Origin of the sequence: Mycobacterium sp. (genome assembly GCF_965229105.1) — a bacterium.
Classification (GTDB): Bacteria; Actinomycetota; Actinomycetes; order Mycobacteriales; family Mycobacteriaceae; genus Mycobacterium.
In genome coordinates, this window is the sequence record NZ_OZ245858.1 from 250,735 (window position 1) to 270,905 (window position 20,171).

19 protein-coding genes are annotated in these 20,171 nt (G+C 66.0%); 13 read left to right on the forward strand and 6 right to left on the reverse strand.

What is annotated here, in order from left to right; all coding sequences use genetic code 11:
* Window positions 1–26 precede the first annotated feature (26 nt).
* From ADBZ9O_RS01235 to ADBZ9O_RS01245, 3 genes are all read left to right on the forward strand, one after another.
* On the forward strand, window positions 27–1,226 hold the full coding sequence (locus tag ADBZ9O_RS01235) for an acyl-CoA dehydrogenase family protein (protein WP_526527669.1): 1,200 nt from the start codon (window positions 27–29) through the stop codon (window positions 1,224–1,226).
* Window positions 1,227–1,230: 4 nt separating this feature from the next.
* Window positions 1,231–2,397 carry an acyl-CoA dehydrogenase family protein gene (locus ADBZ9O_RS01240; RefSeq protein WP_526533766.1) on the forward strand — a complete coding sequence of 389 codons (1,167 nt, stop codon included), beginning with the start codon at window positions 1,231–1,233 and terminating at the stop codon, window positions 2,395–2,397.
* Between the two features lie 104 nt (window positions 2,398–2,501).
* A complete protein-coding gene (locus ADBZ9O_RS01245) occupies window positions 2,502–3,068 on the forward strand; it encodes a CGNR zinc finger domain-containing protein (protein ID WP_526527670.1) in 567 nt (188 codons plus the stop codon).
* Here the strand turns inward: ADBZ9O_RS01245 and ADBZ9O_RS01250 are convergent.
* Window positions 3,055–3,720: a GNAT family N-acetyltransferase gene (locus ADBZ9O_RS01250; protein WP_526527671.1), complete on the reverse strand. Its 666-nt coding sequence runs from the start codon at window positions 3,718–3,720 to the stop codon at window positions 3,055–3,057. The two genes, ADBZ9O_RS01245 and ADBZ9O_RS01250, sit on opposite strands and share 14 nt — an antisense overlap.
* Before the next feature lie 86 nt (window positions 3,721–3,806).
* On the opposite strand from ADBZ9O_RS01250, the gene ADBZ9O_RS01255 reads away from it, so the two are divergent.
* On the forward strand, window positions 3,807–3,989 hold the full coding sequence (locus ADBZ9O_RS01255; RefSeq protein WP_526527672.1) for a hypothetical protein: 183 nt from the start codon (window positions 3,807–3,809) through the stop codon (window positions 3,987–3,989).
* Between the two features lie 15 nt (window positions 3,990–4,004).
* Here the strand turns inward: ADBZ9O_RS01255 and ADBZ9O_RS01260 are convergent, their stop codons facing one another.
* On the reverse strand, window positions 4,005–5,018 hold the full coding sequence (locus ADBZ9O_RS01260; RefSeq protein ID WP_526527673.1) for an alcohol dehydrogenase catalytic domain-containing protein: 1,014 nt from the start codon (window positions 5,016–5,018) through the stop codon (window positions 4,005–4,007).
* A gap of 28 nt (window positions 5,019–5,046) precedes the next feature.
* The gene (locus ADBZ9O_RS01265; RefSeq protein WP_526527674.1) at window positions 5,047–5,880 is read right to left on the reverse strand and encodes a PIG-L deacetylase family protein; all 834 of its coding nucleotides are present in this window, start codon (window positions 5,878–5,880) and stop codon (window positions 5,047–5,049) included.
* A gap of 50 nt (window positions 5,881–5,930) precedes the next feature.
* Between ADBZ9O_RS01265 and ADBZ9O_RS01270 the strand changes: the two genes are divergently transcribed.
* The 9 genes from ADBZ9O_RS01270 to ADBZ9O_RS01310 are packed head-to-tail and all read left to right on the forward strand — an operon-like array spanning window position 5,931 to window position 14,544.
* Window positions 5,931–6,716, forward strand: coding sequence for a prolipoprotein diacylglyceryl transferase (locus ADBZ9O_RS01270; RefSeq protein WP_526527675.1), 786 nt, complete (start codon window positions 5,931–5,933; stop codon window positions 6,714–6,716).
* Entirely contained in the window at window positions 6,713–7,087 is a 375-nt protein-coding gene (locus ADBZ9O_RS01275) for a hypothetical protein (protein ID WP_526527676.1), read from the forward strand. Before ADBZ9O_RS01270 ends, ADBZ9O_RS01275 begins: the two co-directional genes overlap by 4 nt.
* An 8-nt stretch (window positions 7,088–7,095) precedes the next feature.
* Window positions 7,096–8,652, forward strand: coding sequence for a radical SAM protein (locus ADBZ9O_RS01280; RefSeq protein WP_526533768.1), 1,557 nt, complete (start codon window positions 7,096–7,098; stop codon window positions 8,650–8,652).
* Entirely contained in the window at window positions 8,649–8,912 is a 264-nt protein-coding gene (locus ADBZ9O_RS01285) for a hypothetical protein (protein ID WP_526527677.1), read from the forward strand. The genes ADBZ9O_RS01280 and ADBZ9O_RS01285 overlap by 4 nt, the downstream gene beginning before the upstream one ends.
* A gap of 60 nt (window positions 8,913–8,972) precedes the next feature.
* Complete coding sequence (locus ADBZ9O_RS01290) at window positions 8,973–9,887, forward strand: zinc-binding dehydrogenase (protein WP_526527678.1); 915 nt, start codon at window positions 8,973–8,975, stop codon at window positions 9,885–9,887.
* A gap of 55 nt (window positions 9,888–9,942) precedes the next feature.
* Complete coding sequence (locus ADBZ9O_RS01295) at window positions 9,943–10,902, forward strand: YhjD/YihY/BrkB family envelope integrity protein (protein WP_526533770.1); 960 nt, start codon at window positions 9,943–9,945, stop codon at window positions 10,900–10,902.
* A 37-nt stretch (window positions 10,903–10,939) separates the two neighbouring features.
* Window positions 10,940–13,471 (forward strand): excinuclease ABC subunit UvrA, encoded by a 2,532-nt coding sequence (locus tag ADBZ9O_RS01300; protein ID WP_526527679.1) that lies wholly within the window; start codon window positions 10,940–10,942, stop codon window positions 13,469–13,471.
* 12 nt (window positions 13,472–13,483) lie between these two features.
* Window positions 13,484–13,678, forward strand: coding sequence for a hypothetical protein (locus ADBZ9O_RS01305; RefSeq protein WP_526527680.1), 195 nt, complete (start codon window positions 13,484–13,486; stop codon window positions 13,676–13,678).
* Window positions 13,678–14,544 (forward strand): nitronate monooxygenase, encoded by an 867-nt coding sequence (locus tag ADBZ9O_RS01310; RefSeq protein ID WP_526527681.1) that lies wholly within the window; start codon window positions 13,678–13,680, stop codon window positions 14,542–14,544. The genes ADBZ9O_RS01305 and ADBZ9O_RS01310 overlap by 1 nt, the downstream gene beginning before the upstream one ends.
* A gap of 7 nt (window positions 14,545–14,551) precedes the next feature.
* Here the strand turns inward: ADBZ9O_RS01310 and hrpA are convergent, their stop codons facing one another.
* Genes hrpA through ADBZ9O_RS01325 form a run of 3 tightly spaced genes read right to left on the reverse strand, consistent with a single transcriptional unit; the run spans window position 14,552 to window position 20,170 of the window.
* Entirely contained in the window at window positions 14,552–18,466 is a 3,915-nt protein-coding gene (hrpA, locus tag ADBZ9O_RS01315) for an ATP-dependent RNA helicase HrpA (RefSeq protein ID WP_526527682.1), read from the reverse strand.
* A gap of 38 nt (window positions 18,467–18,504) precedes the next feature.
* Window positions 18,505–19,350, reverse strand: coding sequence for an MlaE family ABC transporter permease (locus tag ADBZ9O_RS01320; RefSeq protein WP_526527683.1), 846 nt, complete (start codon window positions 19,348–19,350; stop codon window positions 18,505–18,507).
* Window positions 19,351–19,360: 10 nt separating this feature from the next.
* Window positions 19,361–20,170, reverse strand: coding sequence for an MlaE family ABC transporter permease (locus ADBZ9O_RS01325; protein ID WP_526527684.1), 810 nt, complete (start codon window positions 20,168–20,170; stop codon window positions 19,361–19,363).
* Between the last annotated feature and the right edge of the window lies 1 nt (window position 20,171).

Sequence of the window (20,171 nt, forward strand, 5' to 3'; positions counted from 1 at the left end):
GGGTGTCCACTTTCTATCGTGGCTGGATGAGCAACGGTGCTGATGCGGACCGGGTCGCCGAACTTGCGCGACAGGTCGTCGCAGACCATGACCCGAAATCGGTTCCCATCCAGGAATTTCTCGGCGCCTGCTACGACGCCGGATTGTCGTGGGTGCACTTCCCCGAGGGACTCGGCGGCCTCGGCGTATCCCGCGGCCTTCAGTCCGTCGCCGACGGGATCCTGCAAGGCGCCGGCGGTCCGGTCCCCTTGGGACTCAATCCCATGGGCTACGGCATGGCAGCGCCCACGGTGCGCGAGCACGCGCAGAGCGAGGACGTCAAGAAGTCCTGGCTGCGGCCCTTGGCCAGCACCGAGGACATCTGGTGCCAGCTGTTCTCCGAGCCAGGTGCCGGTTCCGATCTGGCGGGCCTGGCCACCTCCGCTGTTCCCGACGGTGACGAGTGGGTGATCAACGGGCAGAAGGTGTGGACCAGCCTGGCGCACCTCGCCCGGTGGGGACTGTTGCTCGCGCGCACCAACCCCGATGTGCCTAAACACAAAGGCCTGACGTACTTCGTCATCGATATGCACGGGCCCGGCGTGGAGACCAGACCGCTGCGGCAGATGACCGGTCAGGCCGAATTCAACGAGGTGTACTTCACCGACGCCCGCATCCCCGACGCGCACCGCCTCGGCGCGGTGGGCAACGGGTGGGGCGTCGCCATGACGACGCTGATGAACGAGCGCAGCGCACTCGGCGGTAGCGGCAGCCGGCGCGGCGCGGGCACGATCGCCGAAGCCACCTCCCTGTGGGCGTCGCGCCCAGATCTGCAGACCCCGGTGCTGCGCGACCGGCTGACCTCGCTGTGGTTGCGCGCCGAGGCGCAGCGCCTCACCTCAGAGCGGTCGCGGGCATCGGCAGGAGTTGGCGGACCCGGCCCGGAAGGCTCGATCGGCAAGATGGTCGGCGCCGAATTGAATCAGCACATCTACCAGTTCTGCATGGATCTTCTTGGGCCAGAGGGGGTTCTGTATCAGGGCTACCCGTCGCCCGACAGTGACGGGGCTGATGAATCCGACTGGCGAGGCCCAATCCAACAACGCTTTCTGCGCAGCCGCGCCAACACCATCGAAGGCGGCACGTCCGACGTGATGCGCAACATTCTCGGCGAGCGGATCCTCGGTCTGCCCGGGGATTTGCGTGCCGACGCTGGCATGCCGTGGAAGGAGATCCCCCGTGGTTGAGGTCATTGGAGCTGAATTCGTCTTCACCGAAGAGCAGGCCCAGTTGCGAGCGGCGGTGCGCAAGTTCGCCACCGCCAATTTCAACGAAGAGACTGCTCGTCGATTGATGGAGTCCGATCCCCCGTTCGACCCCGCGGTCTGGAGCAGGCTGGGCGCTGAACTCGGCGTGCTGGCGCTGTCGGTGCCCGAGGCCGACGGCGGTGTGGGCGGATCTCTGGTTGATCAGGCCGTCGCCGTCGAAGAGCTGGGGGCGTCGCTGGCAACCGGTCCGCTGGTCGGCACCGTCTTCCTGGCGATACCCGCATTGGTAGCGGCGTCGGCCGGGCCGGTTCGCGACGAGGTACTCGCCGCACTGGTCGAGGGCAACCGGACCGCGGCATTCGCCGTCGGTGACCGCGCGGGCGGCTTCGATCCCGCGCTGGTCACGGTGCAGGCCGGCGCTGGTGAGAGCCCGACCCTAACCGGAACCGTCCAGCGGGTGGTCGACGGCAGCGTGGCCGACGATCTACTGGTCGCCGCCCAGGGCGCCGACGGGGTGGCCCTCTACGTCGTGGACGCCACCGGACCCGGCGTCGAGCGCACGGTGCTCGCCACGATGGACCTGACCCGGCCCCAAGCCACTATCGGGTTCACCGATGCGCCCGCCCGGCTGGTTGCCGGCGCCGACGAGGCCCAGCGCGTCATCGATCACGCCCTGCAGGTCGGTTCGGTGCTGTTGGCTGTCGAACAGGTCGGGGCCGCGCAGCACTTGCTCGACCTTGCCGTCGAGTACGCGAAGTCGCGGCTGCAATTCGGCCGACCGATCGGATCCTTCCAGGCGGTCAAGCATCGCCTGGCTGATCGGCTCGTCGACGTCGAGCACGCGAGATCAGCTGCCTACCATGCCGTCTGGGCACTGTCTGACGGCTCGGACGATCCCGCGTTGGCCGCAAGCATTGCGCAGGCCGTCGCGTCGGAGGCGTTCACCAAGGTCGCCACCGACACCATCCAGACCCTCGGCGGGATCGGGTTCACCTGGGAACACCAGGCGCACTTGTACTTCAAAAGGGCCGTCACCGACGCCGCGCTGCTGGGCAGCGCGGAACAACATCGGTCCCGGGTTGCCGATCTGGTGCTGGACACCGCGTCAGCCGACCGAGCGCCGCGGGTCGCGGACGGCACCTTCGTCTAGGAATCTGGCGGCCAGCTCTTCGAGCTCTGCACCCTCACTATGTAAGGAGTAAAATCCGAGGTTGGTCCTGACCATGGTGCAGCGAAAAGGGGTATGCGACGTCGATGATCTTCAGTCACGACACCGAAGTCACCCTGCGCTCCGCCGTCGACCTGGTCAACAGTGACCGCGTCGATGGTGATCAGCTGGCCAACCAGACCGCGCTGAACAGCTTCCTCGACGAATACGGCACCACCGGCCGCCGCGATAATGATGCGGCCGAACTGGCCGCGGTGCATGCACTCCGGGACCGGCTGGGCCGGGTCTGGGCCGTCGCCGACGATGAGGCCCGTGCCGTTGGTCAGGTCAATGCACTGTTGAGCGATACCAGGGCTGCGCCGTGGTTGACCCGCCATCCCGAGATGCCCGAATGGCATCTGCACCTGGCGTCGATCCACGATCCGGTGGCGCAGCGACTCGGCGCCGAAATGGCGATGGCACTGGCCGACCTGATCCGGGCCGGGGAATTGCGCCGACTCAAAATATGTAATGCGCCGGACTGCGATGCCGTCCTCTTCGATATGTCGCGCAACCGATCCCGGATGTTCTGCGATACCGGCAACTGCGGTAACCGCCAGCACGTGGCGGCCTACCGGGAGCGCCGGGCAACGGCCGACATCACCCTGACGTAGTGCCCAGGAACTCACGGACCGGCTCGATGCCAGCCACCGTGATATCCGTGCGGTGGTCGAGGGCCAACCAATCCTGTCTGGTCATCACAAAGTCCAACATCGTGTCGGGCTGCCCGCGCCGCGGTAACCGCCTGGTGCCGTTCGACCGGTAGCTCAGTGATCGGGTCACTCCCAGCGATGCGGCGTTGTCATGCCAGGCACTGGTGGTCGCAGATTCGGCGTCAACCCCGGCGAAGATGAGCTGCAAAGCGGCCCTGCGCATTTCGCGGCCAAGACCGCAGCCCTGGTATTGCCTGCCCAGCCACGAGCCCGTGGACGCGGTGCGGGTCGCCGGAAAATCCTCGGCGCTGATCGAGCACATACCCACCACGGTCGCCCCGCGAAGTACGGCCAGGTGCAGATCCCAGTGCGTGCTCGTGGTCTCGGCCCGGGTGCGCCAGTAGTAGCGCAACGTGTTGCGTTCCAGTTCGGGGGAATCGGTCCACGGTTCCGCGAAGGGCATCGTCGCCGGGTCGTGGATACCCAGCGCGGCCAACTCCGCCAGCTGAGCACCCAGCTCGTCATCGACATAGCGCATCGACAGCCGTGGAGTCGTCACTTCCAGGGCAAACAATGGCCACACGTGGGCCGCCGAAACATTGTCAGAGCGCATCAGCCCATGGGAACGCACGGCCGCTGGGAGCACAACCGAATATTTCGGGTACTAGCCTGGGCACGACGGCACAACGGGAGGTTGACATGGCAAGCCAGCTGGAGCGCGGTATCGACGTGGCGCATGAGGCAGTTCAGGCGACCGCGGTGCATGCCGGGCGTATCGCCGGCATCGTGGTCTCGGCCGTGGGCCAGCTGCGCTCGGAGGTCGGTGACCTGGTCTGGGACTTCCGTGACCTGGCCGGCGACCTGAAGCAGCCGAAGGAATAGCGCCACGCCGACGTCTCAGACGGTCAGTACCATCCGGAACCGCGCCCGGCCCTCATCCATGGCGGCATACGCCTCGGCAGCCTGGGCCAGCGGCAGCTCCTGAATACGGGCCCGGACGCCTGATTGCACGGCGAATTTCATCGTCTCCTCGACATCGCGGGCGGTGCCGGACGGATGGCCGGTGATAGTCAGGCCGGGTGTGATCAGCTGCAGTGGGCTGATCGGGAGCGGATCCGCCGTGACGCCGATGGTGATGAGCTCGCCACGCGGTAATAACCCGCCGATGGTGTCGCCCATCGCCTTGGAACTCGCCGCGGTCGCCAACACCACGATCACACCACCGAGCGCCTGGAGCGCTTCGCTGACGTCGCCTGCGGTCGAGTCCACGTAGTGGTGCGCGCCAAAGGCGATGGCGTCCTTTTCTTTATCGGCCCCGCGGGCAATGGCGACGGTCTCGAATCCCATTGCCCTGGCGAACTGCACCCCCAGATGGCCGAGCCCACCCACACCGAGCACGGCCACCCGGTCGCCCGGCCGGGCCCGTGATTCCCGTAGTGCGTGGTACACGGTGACACCCGCGCAGGCCATCGGCGCGGCCTCGGCGAAGGACAGTGCGTCGGGAATGCGGGCCAGCGCGTTGGCAGGGACGGTGACGGATTCGGCATAACCGCCGGGGTAGTGCAGGCTCGGGATCTGCATTCGGTCGCAGTGGATGAAATCGCCTTGCAGACAGGGCACGCACTCGTTGCAGTGCCCACCGAACCAGCCGACGGCAACCCGGTCACCGACTGCGAAGTTGTCCACGCCCGCACCGAGTTCGGCGATGGTCCCGGCGATCTCATGCCCTGGCGTCAGGGGCCACGTCATCCCCGGGAACTGGCCGTTGACGAAGGCGTGATCAGTGCCGCACACCCCGCAGGCCTCGACCGCCAGTCGGACGTGGTCGCGGCCGGGGGCCGTGGTTTCGACATCGACCAACGTCAATGCCTCGCTGGGAGCGGTGACATGTACAGCCTGATGAGTTGCCATTCTCCGTTCCTACCACCGATCAGGGGGGTCAGTGGGCCGGGTCGAACAGATCGCTCTCACGCTCCCCCGCGACGCCGGGCGGTGGGTACGCGCGGACGTACTCTTCGGTTCGCGCGGCGGCACCCGGCGGATTGTCCGCGGCCGTGAACAACTGCAACAGCATTCGGGCATCGGCCTGGCTGGCATGTGCTGCCAGCGCCCGCAACTTATCCGGCCAGAACTGGGTGACGTCGATGCTGGTGGTGATCGCAGCGTCATCGGTGGCCATGTCATCCGGCGGCACCCAGGCCTCGTCGCCGAACGCGGCGCGGGTAATGGCCTGCATGCTTTGCATACTCGTGGCAGATATCGCGATGTAGTAGAGCTTCGGTGGCTGTCCCGAGTCGGCGTTGGCGACGATATTTCGATGCGCGGCAACGACGATGTCATGGGTGCGGATGTGATCGGGATGCCCGGACAGACCATTGGGCGGATACGTCACCACGACGTCCGGTGCGAAGAGCCTGATGAGCCGAACCAGGTGTTTGACCAGGGGCAGTTCCGGACGCCGACTGAACGCGTCCGCCGCGGCGACTTCCGAGCCGTCCGTGGGCAGCCCAGAATCGGGATAACCGAGTTTGACGACATCGCTGATGCCCAGTTCCTTTGCCGCCAGATCCAGTTCACCTGCCCGCCGCGCCGGCACCAGGGCGGGATCATCTCCGGCGGCGTCACCGTGGCGGCCGTCGGTGCAGGTGACCAGGACGGTGCGATATCCCTGCGCCGCGTAACGGGCCAGGGTGCCGCCCGTCTGGCTCGACTCGTCGTCGGGGTGTGCGTGCACGATCATCAGGACCGGCACTCGGTGCGATTCGCCGCTCACACCAGCCCCAAGGTCGTATGGCAACCGGAAATTCCCGATAGATTCCGCGGATGATTCCCGAGTGGCAGATCGGTCCTGTCACGATCAGTGTGCACGGGTTGTTCATCGGACTCGGCGTGTTCGCGGCAATGGTGGTGTTCGCCGCCGAAGCCCGCCGCCGAGGTGCGCAGACAGAACAATCGGTGGTCGCTGTCACGGGTGCGCTCATCGGCGGAGCGATCGGTATGCGACTCTCCGGGTGGACTCGGCACCTTGATTTCGATTCCAATCCCAGCCTCGCCCAGGCCTGGCAGTTCGGTTCGAAGAGCATTCTGGGTGGGCTCCTCGGAGCGTACCTGGGTGTCCTGATTGCCAAGCGGCTCGGCGGCTACCGCGGTAAAACCGGTGACCTGTTCGCGCCTGCCGTGGCGTTAGGCATGGCGATCGGCCGGGTCGGCTGTTACCTCACCGAAGCTCCAGGTCGCCCGACGACACTGCCTTGGGGTGTGCATGCACCGGCCGGTATTCCAGAGTGCCCCGGCTGCCTGACCGGACAGGCCATGCATCCGTCGTTTCTCTATGAGATCGCCTTTCAGCTCACGGCATTCGTCGTCCTGTTGTGGCTGCGGCCGCGGATCACCAAGCCCGGTGAGCTGTTCGTCATCTACATCGCCGCGTACGCGGTGTTCCGGTTCTTCGTGGAGTTCTTCCGAGCCAACGAGACGGTGTGGCTGGATCTGACTCGGCCGCAATGGTTTTTGCTGCCATCTCTGGCCGTCGTCGGGGTTCGGCTATGGGTGGGCCAGCGACGCGGATACTATCGGTTCCCAGCCCGCGATCAGGAAGTGCGCGTATGACACTCCCTCCAGACCAGCCCCCACCCGGCGGGTACCCCTACCCCTACTACCCGCCTCCCCCGCCGCCATCGCGTATCTCTGTCGGCATGGTGTTCGTCGGGGCACCGGTGTACGTCGTGGTCAATGTCGTCATCGGTTTCATGGCCTTCATTTTCGCGGGTTCGACGACGAATCAGAGTGCGAACTGGGTGTTCGGCATTGCGGCGGTAGTGCTGGGCTTCGTCGCGTTCGGTGCGGGCGGCGGCTTACTGGCTGCCCCCAATCGCAACGCCAAGGGGTTCGGCTTGGGCCTGATGGTCGGCTGGGCATTGACCTCAATTTTCACCGTCGGGATCTGCACGGGCCTGAACCCGGGGGTGTACACCCTGTGACCATCGGGATGGCCGCAGGAATGGGATTGCGGGGTGATCGCATTCACCGCTATGTGACCGCGTTCTGCCCGCTCTGCCACGACGAAGCACCCGAGCGGCCCCTGAACGGGGTCGTCCGACTGAGCGCCCAGCTGATGGAACGTGACGGCCGCATCTGGCTCGAACGTGGTTGTCCCACACACGGACTGGTTCGTACCCTGTACGACGAAGACCCCGAAATCCTGTCTTATCTCGAAGAGTGGACGGCACCGACCAAGGCCCACATGCCCGATGTGGTGGGCAATTTCGATCCGGTGCCGTCGGCCTACCTGCGCGGATTGCCCGAGATGCAGACACAGCACACGTGCATCCTGCTGGAGGATATCGCCGAGACCTGCAATCTGCGCTGCCCCACCTGTTTCGCGGACTCCTCACCTGATCTGCGGAACGTGGTTCCAGTTGCCGACGTGCTGGCCAACGTGGACCAACGACTGGCCAGGGAGAACGGCCGCATCGACGTGCTGATGCTCAGCGGTGGTGAGCCGACACTGCACCCACAGCTCGCCGAACTGCTGACCGAACTGACTGCCCGGCCAATCACCCGAATCCTGATCAACAGCAACGGATTACGGATTGCCGCCGATGACGTGCTACTCGACCTGCTCACCGAGCATCGGGAACGCGTCGAGGTGTACCTGCAGTACGACGGCCTGTCCGAGATGGCGCACCGCTACCACCGGGGCGGCGATCTGCGCCGCACGAAAGCCCAAGCTCTGCAACGTCTCTCCGATCGTGAGATCTTCACGACCTTGGTGATGGCCGTCGCCCTCGACGTGAACGACACCGAGATCGGCGATATGGTCCGGTTGGCGCTGGACACTCCCTTCGTGGGCGGCCTGACCATCCAGCCGCTGTTCGGCTCCGGCCGTTCCGGCCGGATTGATCCGTTGGACCGGCTCACCCACACCGGTGTGCTCAAGCGATTGGGGCCGCAAACCGACGGTCTGGTGACGTGGCGCGATCTGACCGCCCTACCCTGCTCACACCCGCACTGCTGTTCGGTCGGCTACCTGATCCGCGACGACAACGACGACTGGCGTTCACTGGTCTCCCTGATCGGGCCGGACAACCTCAAGGACAAGCTCGGCCTGGTGGCCAACCGGATCGCCGATACCGAGATACCCAAGCAGTTGCGCGCAGCTGTGCAGGAGTCCCTGCTCGGGCTGCTCTCGGAGCAGTCATCGCTATCGCACCCGCAGATCGGCGACGTCTGGCGCAACATCTGCGAGAACTGCGACCTGGGTATGTCGACGCTGTTGACCCTGGCCTCATCAGCGCTGCCGGGACGCCGCAAACGGATCCGCAGCCTGCTCGGTAAACGCGTCGTCCGGATCACCGTCAAACCGTTCATGGATATGTCCACCATGATCGAGGAACGCCTGCTGCAGTGTTGCGTGCATGTCGGGACCCGGTCGAGTCAAGACCAATGTGCACCGTTCTGCGCGGTGCAGGCGTGGCCGGAGCTGAGCAGGCAACGGCTCTCGATCTCCGCGCGTCAGTCCCTACCGCTGTCTGAGGTCACATGAACCAGCCGACCACCGAGCCCTACGACCCGTTGCGGCTGTGTGTCTATGCCACCGTGGCGGTGATCGCCTGGCTGCTCGGACCGTGGGCGGTGGTGGCGTTCGCGACATTGGGCCTGGTCGGCTACGTCCGTGCCCGTCGCGCAGGGCTGATGCAGAGCAAATGCGTGCTGCGCGATACCCGTCTGGTCATCGGTTACCTCGCGGTCATCGCGGTCATCGGGATCGCCGCGATTGCCTACAGCGTCTGGCCTTCGCCGTAGAACCTGCGGTGAACCACCGAATCGGGGAATAGCCCCCCTACCGCAGCGGTTGGCCCAGCAATGCGCGCCATCGTCTACGACCCGCACGCCAGGGCAAAGCTGAACTTCGACGACGTCGACGAACCGGCCGTGGCGGTCGGCGAAGCGTTGGTCGAGGTGCAGGCCATCGGGCTCAATTTCGGCGAGATCCACTTCATCGACCAGATGCGCCGACCCGGCGAGGTCCCCGGCTGGGACACCGCCGGGGTGGTGGCGAAGGCCGCCACGGACGGCTCCGGGCCACCGGTCGGGGCGCGAGTGGTGGGCTTCAGTGGGCAGGGTGGTTGGGCTCAGCGTCGGGCCGTGGCCAGCGAAAACCTGGCCGAACTGCCCGAATGGGTCGATGTCGAAGAGGCCGCCGCACTGCCCGTCGCCGGGGTGACCGCGCTGCAGGCCATCCGCGCTCTCGGACCGATCGTCGGTCGTCGGGTGCTGATCACCGGCGCATCGGGTGGAGTTGGTCGGTTCGCGGTTCAGCTGGCCGCGCGCGCCGGGGCACACGTGATCGCCGCGGTCGGTAGTGCCGCACGAGGCGACGGGCTGACCGAGCTCGGCGCCGAAGAGGTTGTCGTCGGGCTCGCCGATGTGACCGAGCCGGTGTTCGGGGTTCTCGACAATGTCGGCGGCCGACTCCTCACAGAGGCCTTCGCCCTGGTATCCGATGGCGGGTCCCTGCAATCGATCGGCATGGCTTCCAACGAGCCCAGCACCATCGACTTCGAGCGAGAGCGTCGCTCCGGAAATCGGAAACGGTTGGAGCCGTTCACAGTTCGTGCCCCGTTCCGAGCCGATCTGCAGTACCTGCTGACGCTGCTGGCCGATGGCGAGCTGGATCCGCAGATCGGTCTACGTGACTCGTGGGACAACGTGGCCGCGGCCGCCGAGGCACTGCTTGGCCGCACCGTCGCGGGTAAGGCCGTGCTGCGGGTTGGGTGATCAGGCACCTGGGTATCACTGAGCGACATTGATGCCGTGAACTGGAGTGACCCACGTGGTGGAATGGCTTGACCGACTACAACAGCGAAGCCGAGCGGTCGGCTTCACCATCGCGGTCATCTACAAATACATCGATGATCAGGGTGGCTACCTGGCCGCGCTGATCACCTATTACGCGTTCGTCTCGCTGTTCCCGCTGCTGCTGTTGTCGACCACGATCCTCGGAGTGGTGCTGGTCGGCCATCCCGACCTGCAACACCAGGTGGTGCACTCGGCGTTGAACCAATTGCCCGTAATCGGCGATCAGCTCCAGCAGCCAGACCAGCTCAGCGGCGGCACCACGGCCGTGGTCATCGGCATCGTCGGTGCCCTCTACGGTGGCCTCGGCGTGGGGCAGGCCATTCAGAACGCGATGGACACCGCGTGGGCCGTACCCCGAAACAACCGGCCGGATCCCATCCGGTCGCGGATCCGCAGCCTGCTCCTGCTTATCGTCCTTGGTTCGGCCGCGCTGGCGACGACGGTCCTGTCCGCGGTGGGGCGCGCGACCGATTCCCTGGGGCCGATCAGCACAGTCGGCATCGTCCTTGCGGCAGTGGCCATCAACGCGACAATCTGCCTGGTCGCGTTTCGGGTCACCACCGCGCGGGACGTGTCCTACCGCGACGTGCTGCCCGGTGCAATCGCGGCGGCGGTGATCTGGCAGTTGCTGCAATGGTTCGGTGCCGGCTACGTGGCTCATGTCGTCAGTTCGGCCAGCCGGATCAACTCTGTGTTCGCCTTGGTGCTGGGCCTGTTGGCGTTCCTGTTCCTGATCTCGACCAGCCTGGTGCTCTGCGCCGAGGTCAACGTGGTGCGGGTCGACCGATTGCACCCGAGGGCGCTGTTGACCCAGTTCACCGATGACGTCGAGCTCACCCCGGCGGACCGCCGGACCTATACGAGTAAGGCAAAAGCTGAGCGCGCCAAAGGCTTTCAGCGCGTGGAAGTCAGTTTCGACGAGCATTCCGATTGAACACGTGAATTACCCGCCCGGCGGCCACAATGGTCAGATGAGCGCATCCGATGGTGAACTCGACGCGTATGTACGGGTCAGTGGTTCCCGGGTGCACAACCTGCAAGCGGTCGACGTGGCCGCTCCCCGCGATGCCTTCGTCGCCTTCACCGGGGTGTCGGGCTCGGGCAAGTCGTCGTTGGCCTTCGGCACCATCTACGCCGAAGCGCAGCGTCGCTACTTCGAATCCGTCGCCCCCTATGCTCGCCGGCTGCTGTTACCCGCCGGTGCGCCGAAGGTCGATGACATCACCGGACTCCCACCCGCGGTGGCATTGCAGCAACGGCGGGGCTCAGGCACCTCACGGTCGACGGTCGGCACGGTCACCACACTGTCGAACCTGCTGCGAATGTTGTTCTCCCGGGCCGGAACCTATCCCCCTGGCGCGACCGAACGACTGGATTCCGACGCCTTCTCCTCCAACACCGCGGTGGGAGCCTGCCCGCAGTGCCACGGCCTCGGCCGGATTCACCAGGTCAGCGAGGAGACCCTGGTGCCCGATCCGTCGTTGACGATCCGCGAAGGCGCCGTGGCTGCCTGGCCTGGTGCCTGGCAGGGCCAGAACCTGCGCGACATCTTGATCACCCTCGGGTACAACATCGACAAGCCGTGGCGAAAACTACCTAAGCGACAACGTGATTGGATCCTTTTCACCGACGAGCAACCGACGGTCGAGATCCATCCGAACCGGGCCGCCGTCACGGCCGACTATTACTACAACGGCACCTTCTCCAGTGCGGAGCGGCATGTCAGGCATACCCTGGCGAACTCCCAGAGCGCGATGATGCGAAGGCGGGTGCTGCAATTCGTCGATAGCGTCGACTGTCCGGTCTGCCACGGCGCGGGCCTCCGGCCCGAAGCACTCGCCGTCACCTTCGCCGGCCTCACCATCGCCGACTACGGCGCGATGGCATTGACCGATCTCGCTGCGGCGCTGCGGCCCGCAGCTGACCGAACCGACGCCGAAGCAGCCTACGAGTCAACGGAATCCGGCGAGCTGACCGAAGTCGCCACCCTGATCGCCACCGACTTGCTGGCGCGTATTCAGGTGTTGATCGACCTTGGGCTTGGCTATCTGAGCCTGCACCGCCGCACCCCGACGGTGTCACCGGGTGAGTTGCAGCGCCTGCGGCTGGCCACCCAGCTGCGGGCAGGCCTTTTCGGTGTCCTCTACGTTTTGGACGAGCCGTCCGCGGGTCTGCATCCCGCCGACGCCGAGCCGCTGCTGGAGGTGCTGGATCGCCTTCGCCGAGCGGGTAATTCACTGTTCGTCGTCGAACACGATATGGATGTGGTGCGCCGCGCAGACTGGATCGTCGACGTCGGACCAGGTGCCGGTGAACTCGGCGGACGCGTCCTCTACAGCGGGCCGGTCGACGGCCTGGCACAGATTCCGGATTCGGTCACCAGGAAGTACCTGTTCAACACTGCCGCAAGGCCTTCGCGACCGATCCGGGAACCATCGGGCACCTTGGCGCTGCGCGGCATCGCCTTCCACAACCTGCGCGACCTCGATGTGGACATCCCGCTGGGGGTCTTCACGGCGGTCACCGGGGTGTCCGGCTCCGGTAAGTCCACGCTGGTGTGCAAGGTTCTCGGCGATGTCATCAACCGCCATCTGGGTGCCGAGCCTGATAGCGACGAGCCGGACCAGGAAGAGCAGGACGCCGGGATCGCAGACCTCGACCAGGATGCGAGCGCCGGTGTGCGGGCCGACGGTGTCGAGGCGATCGACCGGTTGGTCACGGTTGATCAGCGACCGATCGGGCGAACTCCGCGCTCGAACCTGGCCACCTATACCGGCATGTTCGACGCGGTGCGACGCGTGTTCGCCGCGACCGACGAAGCCCGCCGCCGTGGGTGGACGGCCGGCCGGTTCTCGTTCAACGTGGCGCAGGGGCGCTGTCCCACCTGCCAGGGTGAAGGTTTCGTCGCTGTCGAGCTGCTCTTCCTGCCGGGAACCTACGGGGTCTGTCCGACCTGCCACGGCGCCCGGTACTCCGACGAGACGCTCGAGGTGCGGTACCGCGACCGCACGATCGCCGATGTTCTGGCGATGACGGTGGACGACGCCGCCGAGTTCCTTGCTGACCTGCCGGGCGCCGCCAGGAGCCTGACCACACTGCGCGAGGTCGGGTTGGGGTATCTGCGCCTCGGGCAACCCGCCACCGAACTGTCCGGCGGCGAGGCCCAGCGGATCAAGCTGGCATCTGAGTTGCAGCGGGCCCGCCGCGGGCACACGGTGTACGTCCTCGACGAACCCACGACGGGGCTGCACCCGGCCGATGTCGAATTACTGGAGCAGCAGCTGCACCGGCTCGTTGACGCCGGTAACACGGTGGTCGTGGCCGAACACGATATGGGCGTGGTCGCGGGTGCGGACCGGGTGATCGACCTCGGCCCCGGTGCGGGTGACGACGGCGGACGCGTTGTCGCACAAGGAACTCCGGCAGAGGTGGCGGCGGTTGGGGAGAGCCGGACCGCGCCGTACCTGGCGGCCCGGCTTCGCACGAACGCTGCCGAGAGATAACCGGAGATTCGCATGCAGGACGTGCCAGGTGACGATCGAGTCGCCGCGCTTGCGCGATGGACCGACGCCGGTGCCATCTGGCGGGTGATTGCCCGCCGCTCCGACTCGGTCACCGTGAGCCTCTGTACCTGCGATGGCGGGGAAGAGGTCGATCAGTTCACGTCGTCGGATCCGGCTCTGTTGCGATACGTCGACGAGCAGGGCTGATGGACATATCCACCGAATGGTCGCGCACGATGGGGCTCGACGTGCCGATCGTGAACGCTCCGATGGGCGGGGTGGCCGGCGGCGCTTTGGCTGCGGCGATCACCCGCGCCGGCGGACTCGGCATGATCGGGATGGGTAGCGCGGGCTCGGCGTCACAGCTGACAGCTCACCTCGAGCATGTCGCCGGGCTCGGGAGGCCGTTCGGCATCGGCCTGGTGGATGTCTCGATGGCGCGCGATCCACTCCTGTTGCCCACCGCTGTGGCCGCCGCACCTGCGCTGATCTCGGTCAGTTTCGCCGACACCTGGGACTGGGTCGGGGTGGTCCGCGATGCCGGAATTGTCGCGGTGACGCAGATCGCCGATCTTCGTAGCGCACGGCGGGCCGTCGCGGCGGGGGTCGACGCGATCGTCGCCCGCGGAGCGGAGGGCGGCGGGCACGGCGAACCTCGGATCGGCACGCTACCGCTCTTGGCTGCCGTCCTCGATGAGGTGTCAGTTCCCGTGCTCGCTGCCGGCGGGATCTCGTCGGGGCGCGGGTTGGCCGCGGTGCTGGCTGCCGGGGCGGCCGGGGCGTGGCTGGGTACGGCGTTCGCGGCCTGCACCGAATCGCTGGCCTCCGAGCAGACGCGGCAGGCGATGTTCGCCGCCAGCGATACCGATACGGTGCTCACCCGCGAGTTCGATATCGCCGCAGGATACCCATGGCCGCCACATCTGCCGGAACGTGTTCTGCGCGACCAAGAGACGTCCATCAACGCCGGGCAGGGCGTCGCGAGCCTGACCGCCACACAGTCGGCGGCCGATACGGTGTATCGGCTGCGCGACGAGGCAGCCCACCTGCTCGGGCGTTGGGGCCAACGCTGAAGGCCCGCTAGGCGCTGACCGCGTCGATGGCCCGGTAGATGCGCTGCTCGCTGACCGGCCGCGGGGTGCCCAGCTGCTGGGCCCACAGGCTGACCCGCAATTCCTCGATTTGCCTTGCGATTTCGCGGATATCGGCCGCCGCCGCCCGTCCCGGCGCCAGCGCGCGCACCAGGTCGTCGAGTTCGTGTTGCACCGCATGTACCCGCTGCATCCGCTCCTGGTCGGCAGCCACGCCACGCGGCAAGGTGTCCAGGCGACGGACGATCGCGGTCAGATACCTGGTGAGGTCGGTCAGATGAGTGGCGCCGGTAGCAGTGACGAAACCGACGGGCAGCAGCCTGTCGAACTGCGCACGGATATCGGCGATCGCCTCGGCATGAGCGGGCGGCGGCGTGGCCGGCAGCGCCAATTCCACCTCATGGGCCGCGGCTAGCACCTTTTGCACGCGGTTGACGATATCGAGGGTCGTCGGCACCAGATTGGCCGCGACCCGCTCCCCCAGGGCGCCGAATTCTGTCTTGGTCCACGCCGATCCCGGCGCCAGCACGGCCACCGCGGCGTCGGCGCAGTCATCGAGCAGCGCGGCCAGTGAACCGTCCGGGTTCGATCCGAGGACTAGCCGAGTGCGGGTATCGAGCGCGCGCTCAACAGCTTTGAGCGGCGATGTCACCGACAGCCGAAGGAGCCTGCTGGTGCCGCTGGGCATGGCCGCCGCCTGCTCGGTCGCCGTGGCGAAAACCCGGATCTCCACCGTCGAACCCGCATCGACCAGGGCGGGGAAGCCCCGCACGGCCCGCCCGCCGTTACTGGATTCCACCGCACGCGGCAATGTTTCGAGGTCATCGGGCCATGTGCGCAGACCGGTCCGTTCCCATCCCCCGGCCACGGCCTGTGCGACGGCCTGGCGGATCGGGGCGGCGAGCTTCTCCTGCAGCGCCTCCAGGTCTTTCCCGCGCGCCATCTCGGTGCCGTCGGCGGCTTCGACGGCGAACGTCACCCGAAGGTGCGGCGGCAGCTTGTCCAGGTCGAAAGCTCCGATCGGCACGAGCACCCCGGAGAGTCGTTGTAGCGCCCGCTGCACAGATTCCAACAGCGGTTCCGGCCCAGGCTCGATCGTGGCGAGGACGGCGCGGGCCGAATCCGGGGCGGGAACGAAGTTGCGGCGCAATTCCTTTGGCAATGATCGGATGAGGGCAGTGACCAGTTCTTCGCGTAGGGCAGGCACCTGCCAGGAAAATTCGTTACCGCCGAGCCGGGCCAGCACCTCGACCGGCACATGCACCGTGACCCCGTCATCCTCGGCCGTCGGCTCGAATCGGTACGTCACGGGCAGCGTCAGGTCACCCGCCCGCCAGGAATCGGGTTGATCGGCTGCAGCAGTATCGTTGCGCAGCAGATCATCTCGGGTGAAGGTGAGTAGCTCTGGGGTGCGGTGCCGCTGCTTCTTCCACCAGCCGTCGAAGTGCCGGGCGGACACCACGTCGGCCGGGACGCGTTTATCGTAGAAGGCGTAGATCTCTTCGTCGCCGACCAGCAGATCTCGGCGTCGCGCCCGCTCTTCCAGCTCGGCGAGCTCCTCCCGTAACTGCGTGTTATCGCGATAGAAGTGATGCTTGGTCTGCCAGTCACCCTCGACGAGGGCGTTGCGGATGAACATATCCCTGGCCGCTTCCGGGTCGATATCGGCGTAGCCAATGCGACGACGGGGCACCAGCGGTAGTCCATAGAGGGTCACCCGCTCCCAGGCCATCACTGCACCGCGCTGCGAATCCCAATGTGGTTCACTGTAATTGCGCTTGAGGAGATCACCGGCAATACGTTCGACAGCCTCCGGTTCGATACGGGCCGCGATCCGGCCATAGAGCCGGCTGGTCTCCACCAGATCGGCGACGACGATCCAGCGCGGCGGGCGTTTGGTCAGCACCGAGCCCGGTGCCAGCACGAACTTCGAGTTACGCGCACCGGCGTATTCGCGTGAATCACCTTCCCGCAGACCGATATGCGAGAGCAGACCGGCCACCAGCGCCGCATGTACCCGGGCCGGATCGGCCGGCTCCTCATCGCCAGACTCGCGAATGCCGAGATCGCGTGCGATGCTGCGCAGCTGCCCCGTCAGATCCTGCCATTCCCGGATCCGCAGGTAATGCAGGAACTCGTCGCGGCACATTCGTCGGAACGAACTACCCGAGCGCTCGGTGCGCTGCTCTCGCAGATACCGCCAAAGGTTAAGGTAGGAAACGAAATCGGAGTGCTCATCGGCGAAGCGGGCATGCTTCTGCCGTGCGGCCTCCTCGCGTTCGGTCGGCCGCTCCCGCGGGTCGGGAATGGACAGCGCGGCCGCCAGCACCAGCACTTCGCGCACGCATCCCTCGGCGTCGGCGGCCAGGATCATCCGGCCGATTCGAGGGTCCAGCGGAAGCTGGGCCAGTCTCCGCCCCAACTCGGTGATGGCGCCGCCGGAGTCGAAGGCACCGAGTTCCTGCAGCAGCTGCACACCGTCGCGGATGCTGCGTTGATCCGGCGGGTCGAGAAAAGGAAAAGCCTCGATATCGCCCAGCTGCAGCGAGGCCATCTGCAGGATCACCGCGGCCAGGTTGGTGCGCAGAATTTCGGGGTCGGTATAGCGCGGCCGGGCCTCGAAATCCGCTTCCGAATAGAGGCGAATGCAGACGCCGGGCGCCACCCGCCCCGACCGGCCCGCCCGCTGGGCGGCCGAGGCCTGCGAAATAGGTTCGATCGGCAGCCGCTGCACCTTGGTGCGGCGGCTGTAGCGCGAGATTCGGGCGGAGCCAGGGTCGACGACGTAGCGCACGCCAGGCACGGTCAGCGACGTCTCCGCGACGTTGGTGGCGAGGACGACCCGTCGGCCGGTGTGGGACGGTTCGAAAACACGCTGTTGCTCGGCGGTCGGGAGACGCGCATACAGCGGAAGGATCTCGGTATTCTTGACGACGCCCCGCAAGGCTTCCGCCGTATCGCGGATCTCGCGTTCACCCGAGAGGAAGACGAGCACGTCCCCGGGCGGTTCGGCCTCCAGCTCGCGCACCGCATCGACGATCGCCTCGGTCTGGTCCCTGACTTCGGTGCGCACGATCTCGTGGTCGGGGTCATCCGGATCGGCGTCGTCATCATCTGATGACGCCGCCACCTCCAATGGCCGATACCTGATCTCCACCGGGTAGGTACGGCCGGAGACTTCGACGATCGGTGCGCCGCCGAAATGCTCAGCGAAGCGACCGGGCTCGATGGTCGCTGAGGTGACGATCACCTTGAGGTCCGGCCGGCGCGGCAGGAGTTCGCGTAGATAGCCCAGCAGGAAGTCGATGTTGAGGCTGCGCTCGTGGGCCTCGTCCAGGATCAGGGTGTCGTAACGCAGCAGCCGGCGGTCGCGCTGAATCTCGGCGAGCAGAATGCCGTCGGTCATCAGCCTGATCAGGGTGCGGTCGCTGGCGTGGTCGTTGAAGCGGACCGTGTAGCCCACCGTCTCGCCCAGCGGGGTGTGCAGTTCGTCGGCAATGCGCTGGGCCACCGTGCGGGCGGCTATCCGCCGCGGCTGAGTGTGGCCGATGGTGCCACGAATCCCGCGACCGAGTTCCAGGCAGATCTTCGGCAGCTGGGTGGTCTTGCCCGATCCCGTCTCCCCTGCGACGACAACAACCTGGTTCTCGCGAATCACCGTCGCGATCTCGTGCCGCAAGTCACTGACCGGCAGGTCGGGGTAGGTGATCGCGGGGACAGCGGCCAACCGGGTGGCGACCAGGGCCTCGGCGGTGGTGAACTGCTCGGTCAGCTTCGCCAGCGCTGCGGGATTACTCCCGCGGAGTCGACGACCAAGCCTTGCGGCGTCGCGGATCGTCAGTCCGTCTAGACGCGCGCGTAGCTCGCGTACGTCGGGCGACTCGGCTGGGGACTGTTCGGACACTCCGGCAACGATAGGCGGCGCTGCCGAATTGGCGGCGATCAGCCTGACAGGTTGAAGTTGCCGTTGGAGCCGTAGATGGCCAGTGAGATCAGCAGGGTCACCGAGACGACCACGATCAGCGAGGTACGCACCGCGTTACCGACCGCGACGCCGACCCCGGACGGGCCGCCGGTGGCGAAATAGCCGAAATAGGTGTGGATGAGCAGGATGGCCAGTGCCATCAAGATGGCCTGCAGAAACGACCACAACAAATCGATCGGATTCAAAAACGTGTTGAAGTAATGCTCATAGAGCCCGCCGGACTGACCTAACAACACCACCGTGGTGAACTGCGACGCCAGAAACGACAAGATCACCGCGATCGAGTACAGCGGGGTGATCGCGATCATCCCGGCCACAATCCGCGTCGACACCAGGTATTCGACCGGGCGGATACCCATCGATTCCAGGGCGTCGATCTCCTCGTTGATCCGCATCGCCCCCAACTGCGCGGTCACCCCGGCCCCGAAGGTGGCGGCCAACCCGATCCCGGCCACGATCGGCGCACTGATACGGACGTTGATGAACGCCGCCAGGAACCCGGTGAGTGCTTCGATACCGATATTGCCCAGCGAGCTGTACCCCTGGATGGCCAGGACACCGCCGGTGGCCAGGGTGAGGAACCCGACGATGACGACCGTGCCGCCGATCATCGCCAACGTGCCCGCACCCATGGAGATCTCGGCGATCAACCGGATGACCTCACGGCGGTAGTGAGTGGCCGCGAATGGGGTCGCCGCCAACGCCCGACCATAAAACAGAGCGTGATCACCAATACCGGCGAAAAAGCCCACCGGCCGATCCAACTGCCGCGCCAACCGCGGATACGTCGCCCGTAACGTCACCAGAGATCCCTCACTTCGACGTCATCTGGATACCGATGGCCGTGACCACCACATTGACCACGAACAACGCCATGAACGCGTACACCACCGTCTCGTTGACCGCGTTACCCACCGCCTTCGCACCACCACCGGTGATCGTCAACCCCCGATAACACGCCACCAACCCCGCGATCAGACCGAACAACGCCGCCTTCACACACGAAATGATCAACTCCGGCACCCCGGTCAACAACGTGATCCCCGCCGCGAACGCACCAGGATTCACATCCTGAACGAACACCGAAAACAAATACCCACCCAAAATGCCGATAATGCAGACCAGGCTGTTGAGCAACAACGCCACCAAACCCGAAGCCAACATCCGCGGCGTCACCAACCGCTGCACCGGATTGATCCCCAACACCTCCATGGCATCGATCTCCTCGCGGATCGTGCGCGACCCCAAATCCGCACACATCGCCGTCGCCCCCGCCCCAGCCACGATCAACACCGTCACCAACGGACCCACCTGGGTCACCGCACCAAACGCCGCACCCGCCCCCGACAAATCAGCGGCCCCCAACTCCCGCAACAAAATATTGAGGGTGAACGAAATCAACACCGTGAACGGAATCGCCACCAACAACGTCGGCGCCAACGACACCCGCGCCACAAACCACGACTGCTCCAAAAACTCCCGCCACTGAAACGGCCGCACAAAAACAAACTTCACCGCATCCGCCGACATCGCGAACAACCCACCAATAGCCGACATCGGCCCCGACGCACCACGCAACGACGGCAACCCCACCGCCCACCTACCCGAACCCTTAACCGCCATT

Coding starts and splice junctions, on each gene's coding strand:
- ADBZ9O_RS01325 (WP_526527684.1), bottom strand. CDS start 20,170: ATGGCGGTTAAGGGTTCGGGTAGGTGGGCGGTGGGGTTGCCGTCGTTG.
- ADBZ9O_RS01275 (WP_526527676.1), top strand. CDS start 6,713: ATGACACTCCCTCCAGACCAGCCCCCACCCGGCGGGTACCCCTACCCC.
- ADBZ9O_RS01310 (WP_526527681.1), top strand. CDS start 13,678: ATGGACATATCCACCGAATGGTCGCGCACGATGGGGCTCGACGTGCCG.
- ADBZ9O_RS01245 (WP_526527670.1), top strand. CDS start 2,502: ATGATCTTCAGTCACGACACCGAAGTCACCCTGCGCTCCGCCGTCGAC.
- ADBZ9O_RS01280 (WP_526533768.1), top strand. CDS start 7,096: ATGGCCGCAGGAATGGGATTGCGGGGTGATCGCATTCACCGCTATGTG.
- ADBZ9O_RS01290 (WP_526527678.1), top strand. CDS start 8,973: ATGCGCGCCATCGTCTACGACCCGCACGCCAGGGCAAAGCTGAACTTC.
- ADBZ9O_RS01270 (WP_526527675.1), top strand. CDS start 5,931: ATGATTCCCGAGTGGCAGATCGGTCCTGTCACGATCAGTGTGCACGGG.
- ADBZ9O_RS01300 (WP_526527679.1), top strand. CDS start 10,940: ATGAGCGCATCCGATGGTGAACTCGACGCGTATGTACGGGTCAGTGGT.
- ADBZ9O_RS01260 (WP_526527673.1), bottom strand. CDS start 5,018: ATGGCAACTCATCAGGCTGTACATGTCACCGCTCCCAGCGAGGCATTG.
- ADBZ9O_RS01250 (WP_526527671.1), bottom strand. CDS start 3,720: ATGCGCTCTGACAATGTTTCGGCGGCCCACGTGTGGCCATTGTTTGCC.
- ADBZ9O_RS01305 (WP_526527680.1), top strand. CDS start 13,484: ATGCAGGACGTGCCAGGTGACGATCGAGTCGCCGCGCTTGCGCGATGG.
- ADBZ9O_RS01255 (WP_526527672.1), top strand. CDS start 3,807: ATGGCAAGCCAGCTGGAGCGCGGTATCGACGTGGCGCATGAGGCAGTT.
- ADBZ9O_RS01235 (WP_526527669.1), top strand. CDS start 27: ATGAGCAACGGTGCTGATGCGGACCGGGTCGCCGAACTTGCGCGACAG.
- ADBZ9O_RS01285 (WP_526527677.1), top strand. CDS start 8,649: ATGAACCAGCCGACCACCGAGCCCTACGACCCGTTGCGGCTGTGTGTC.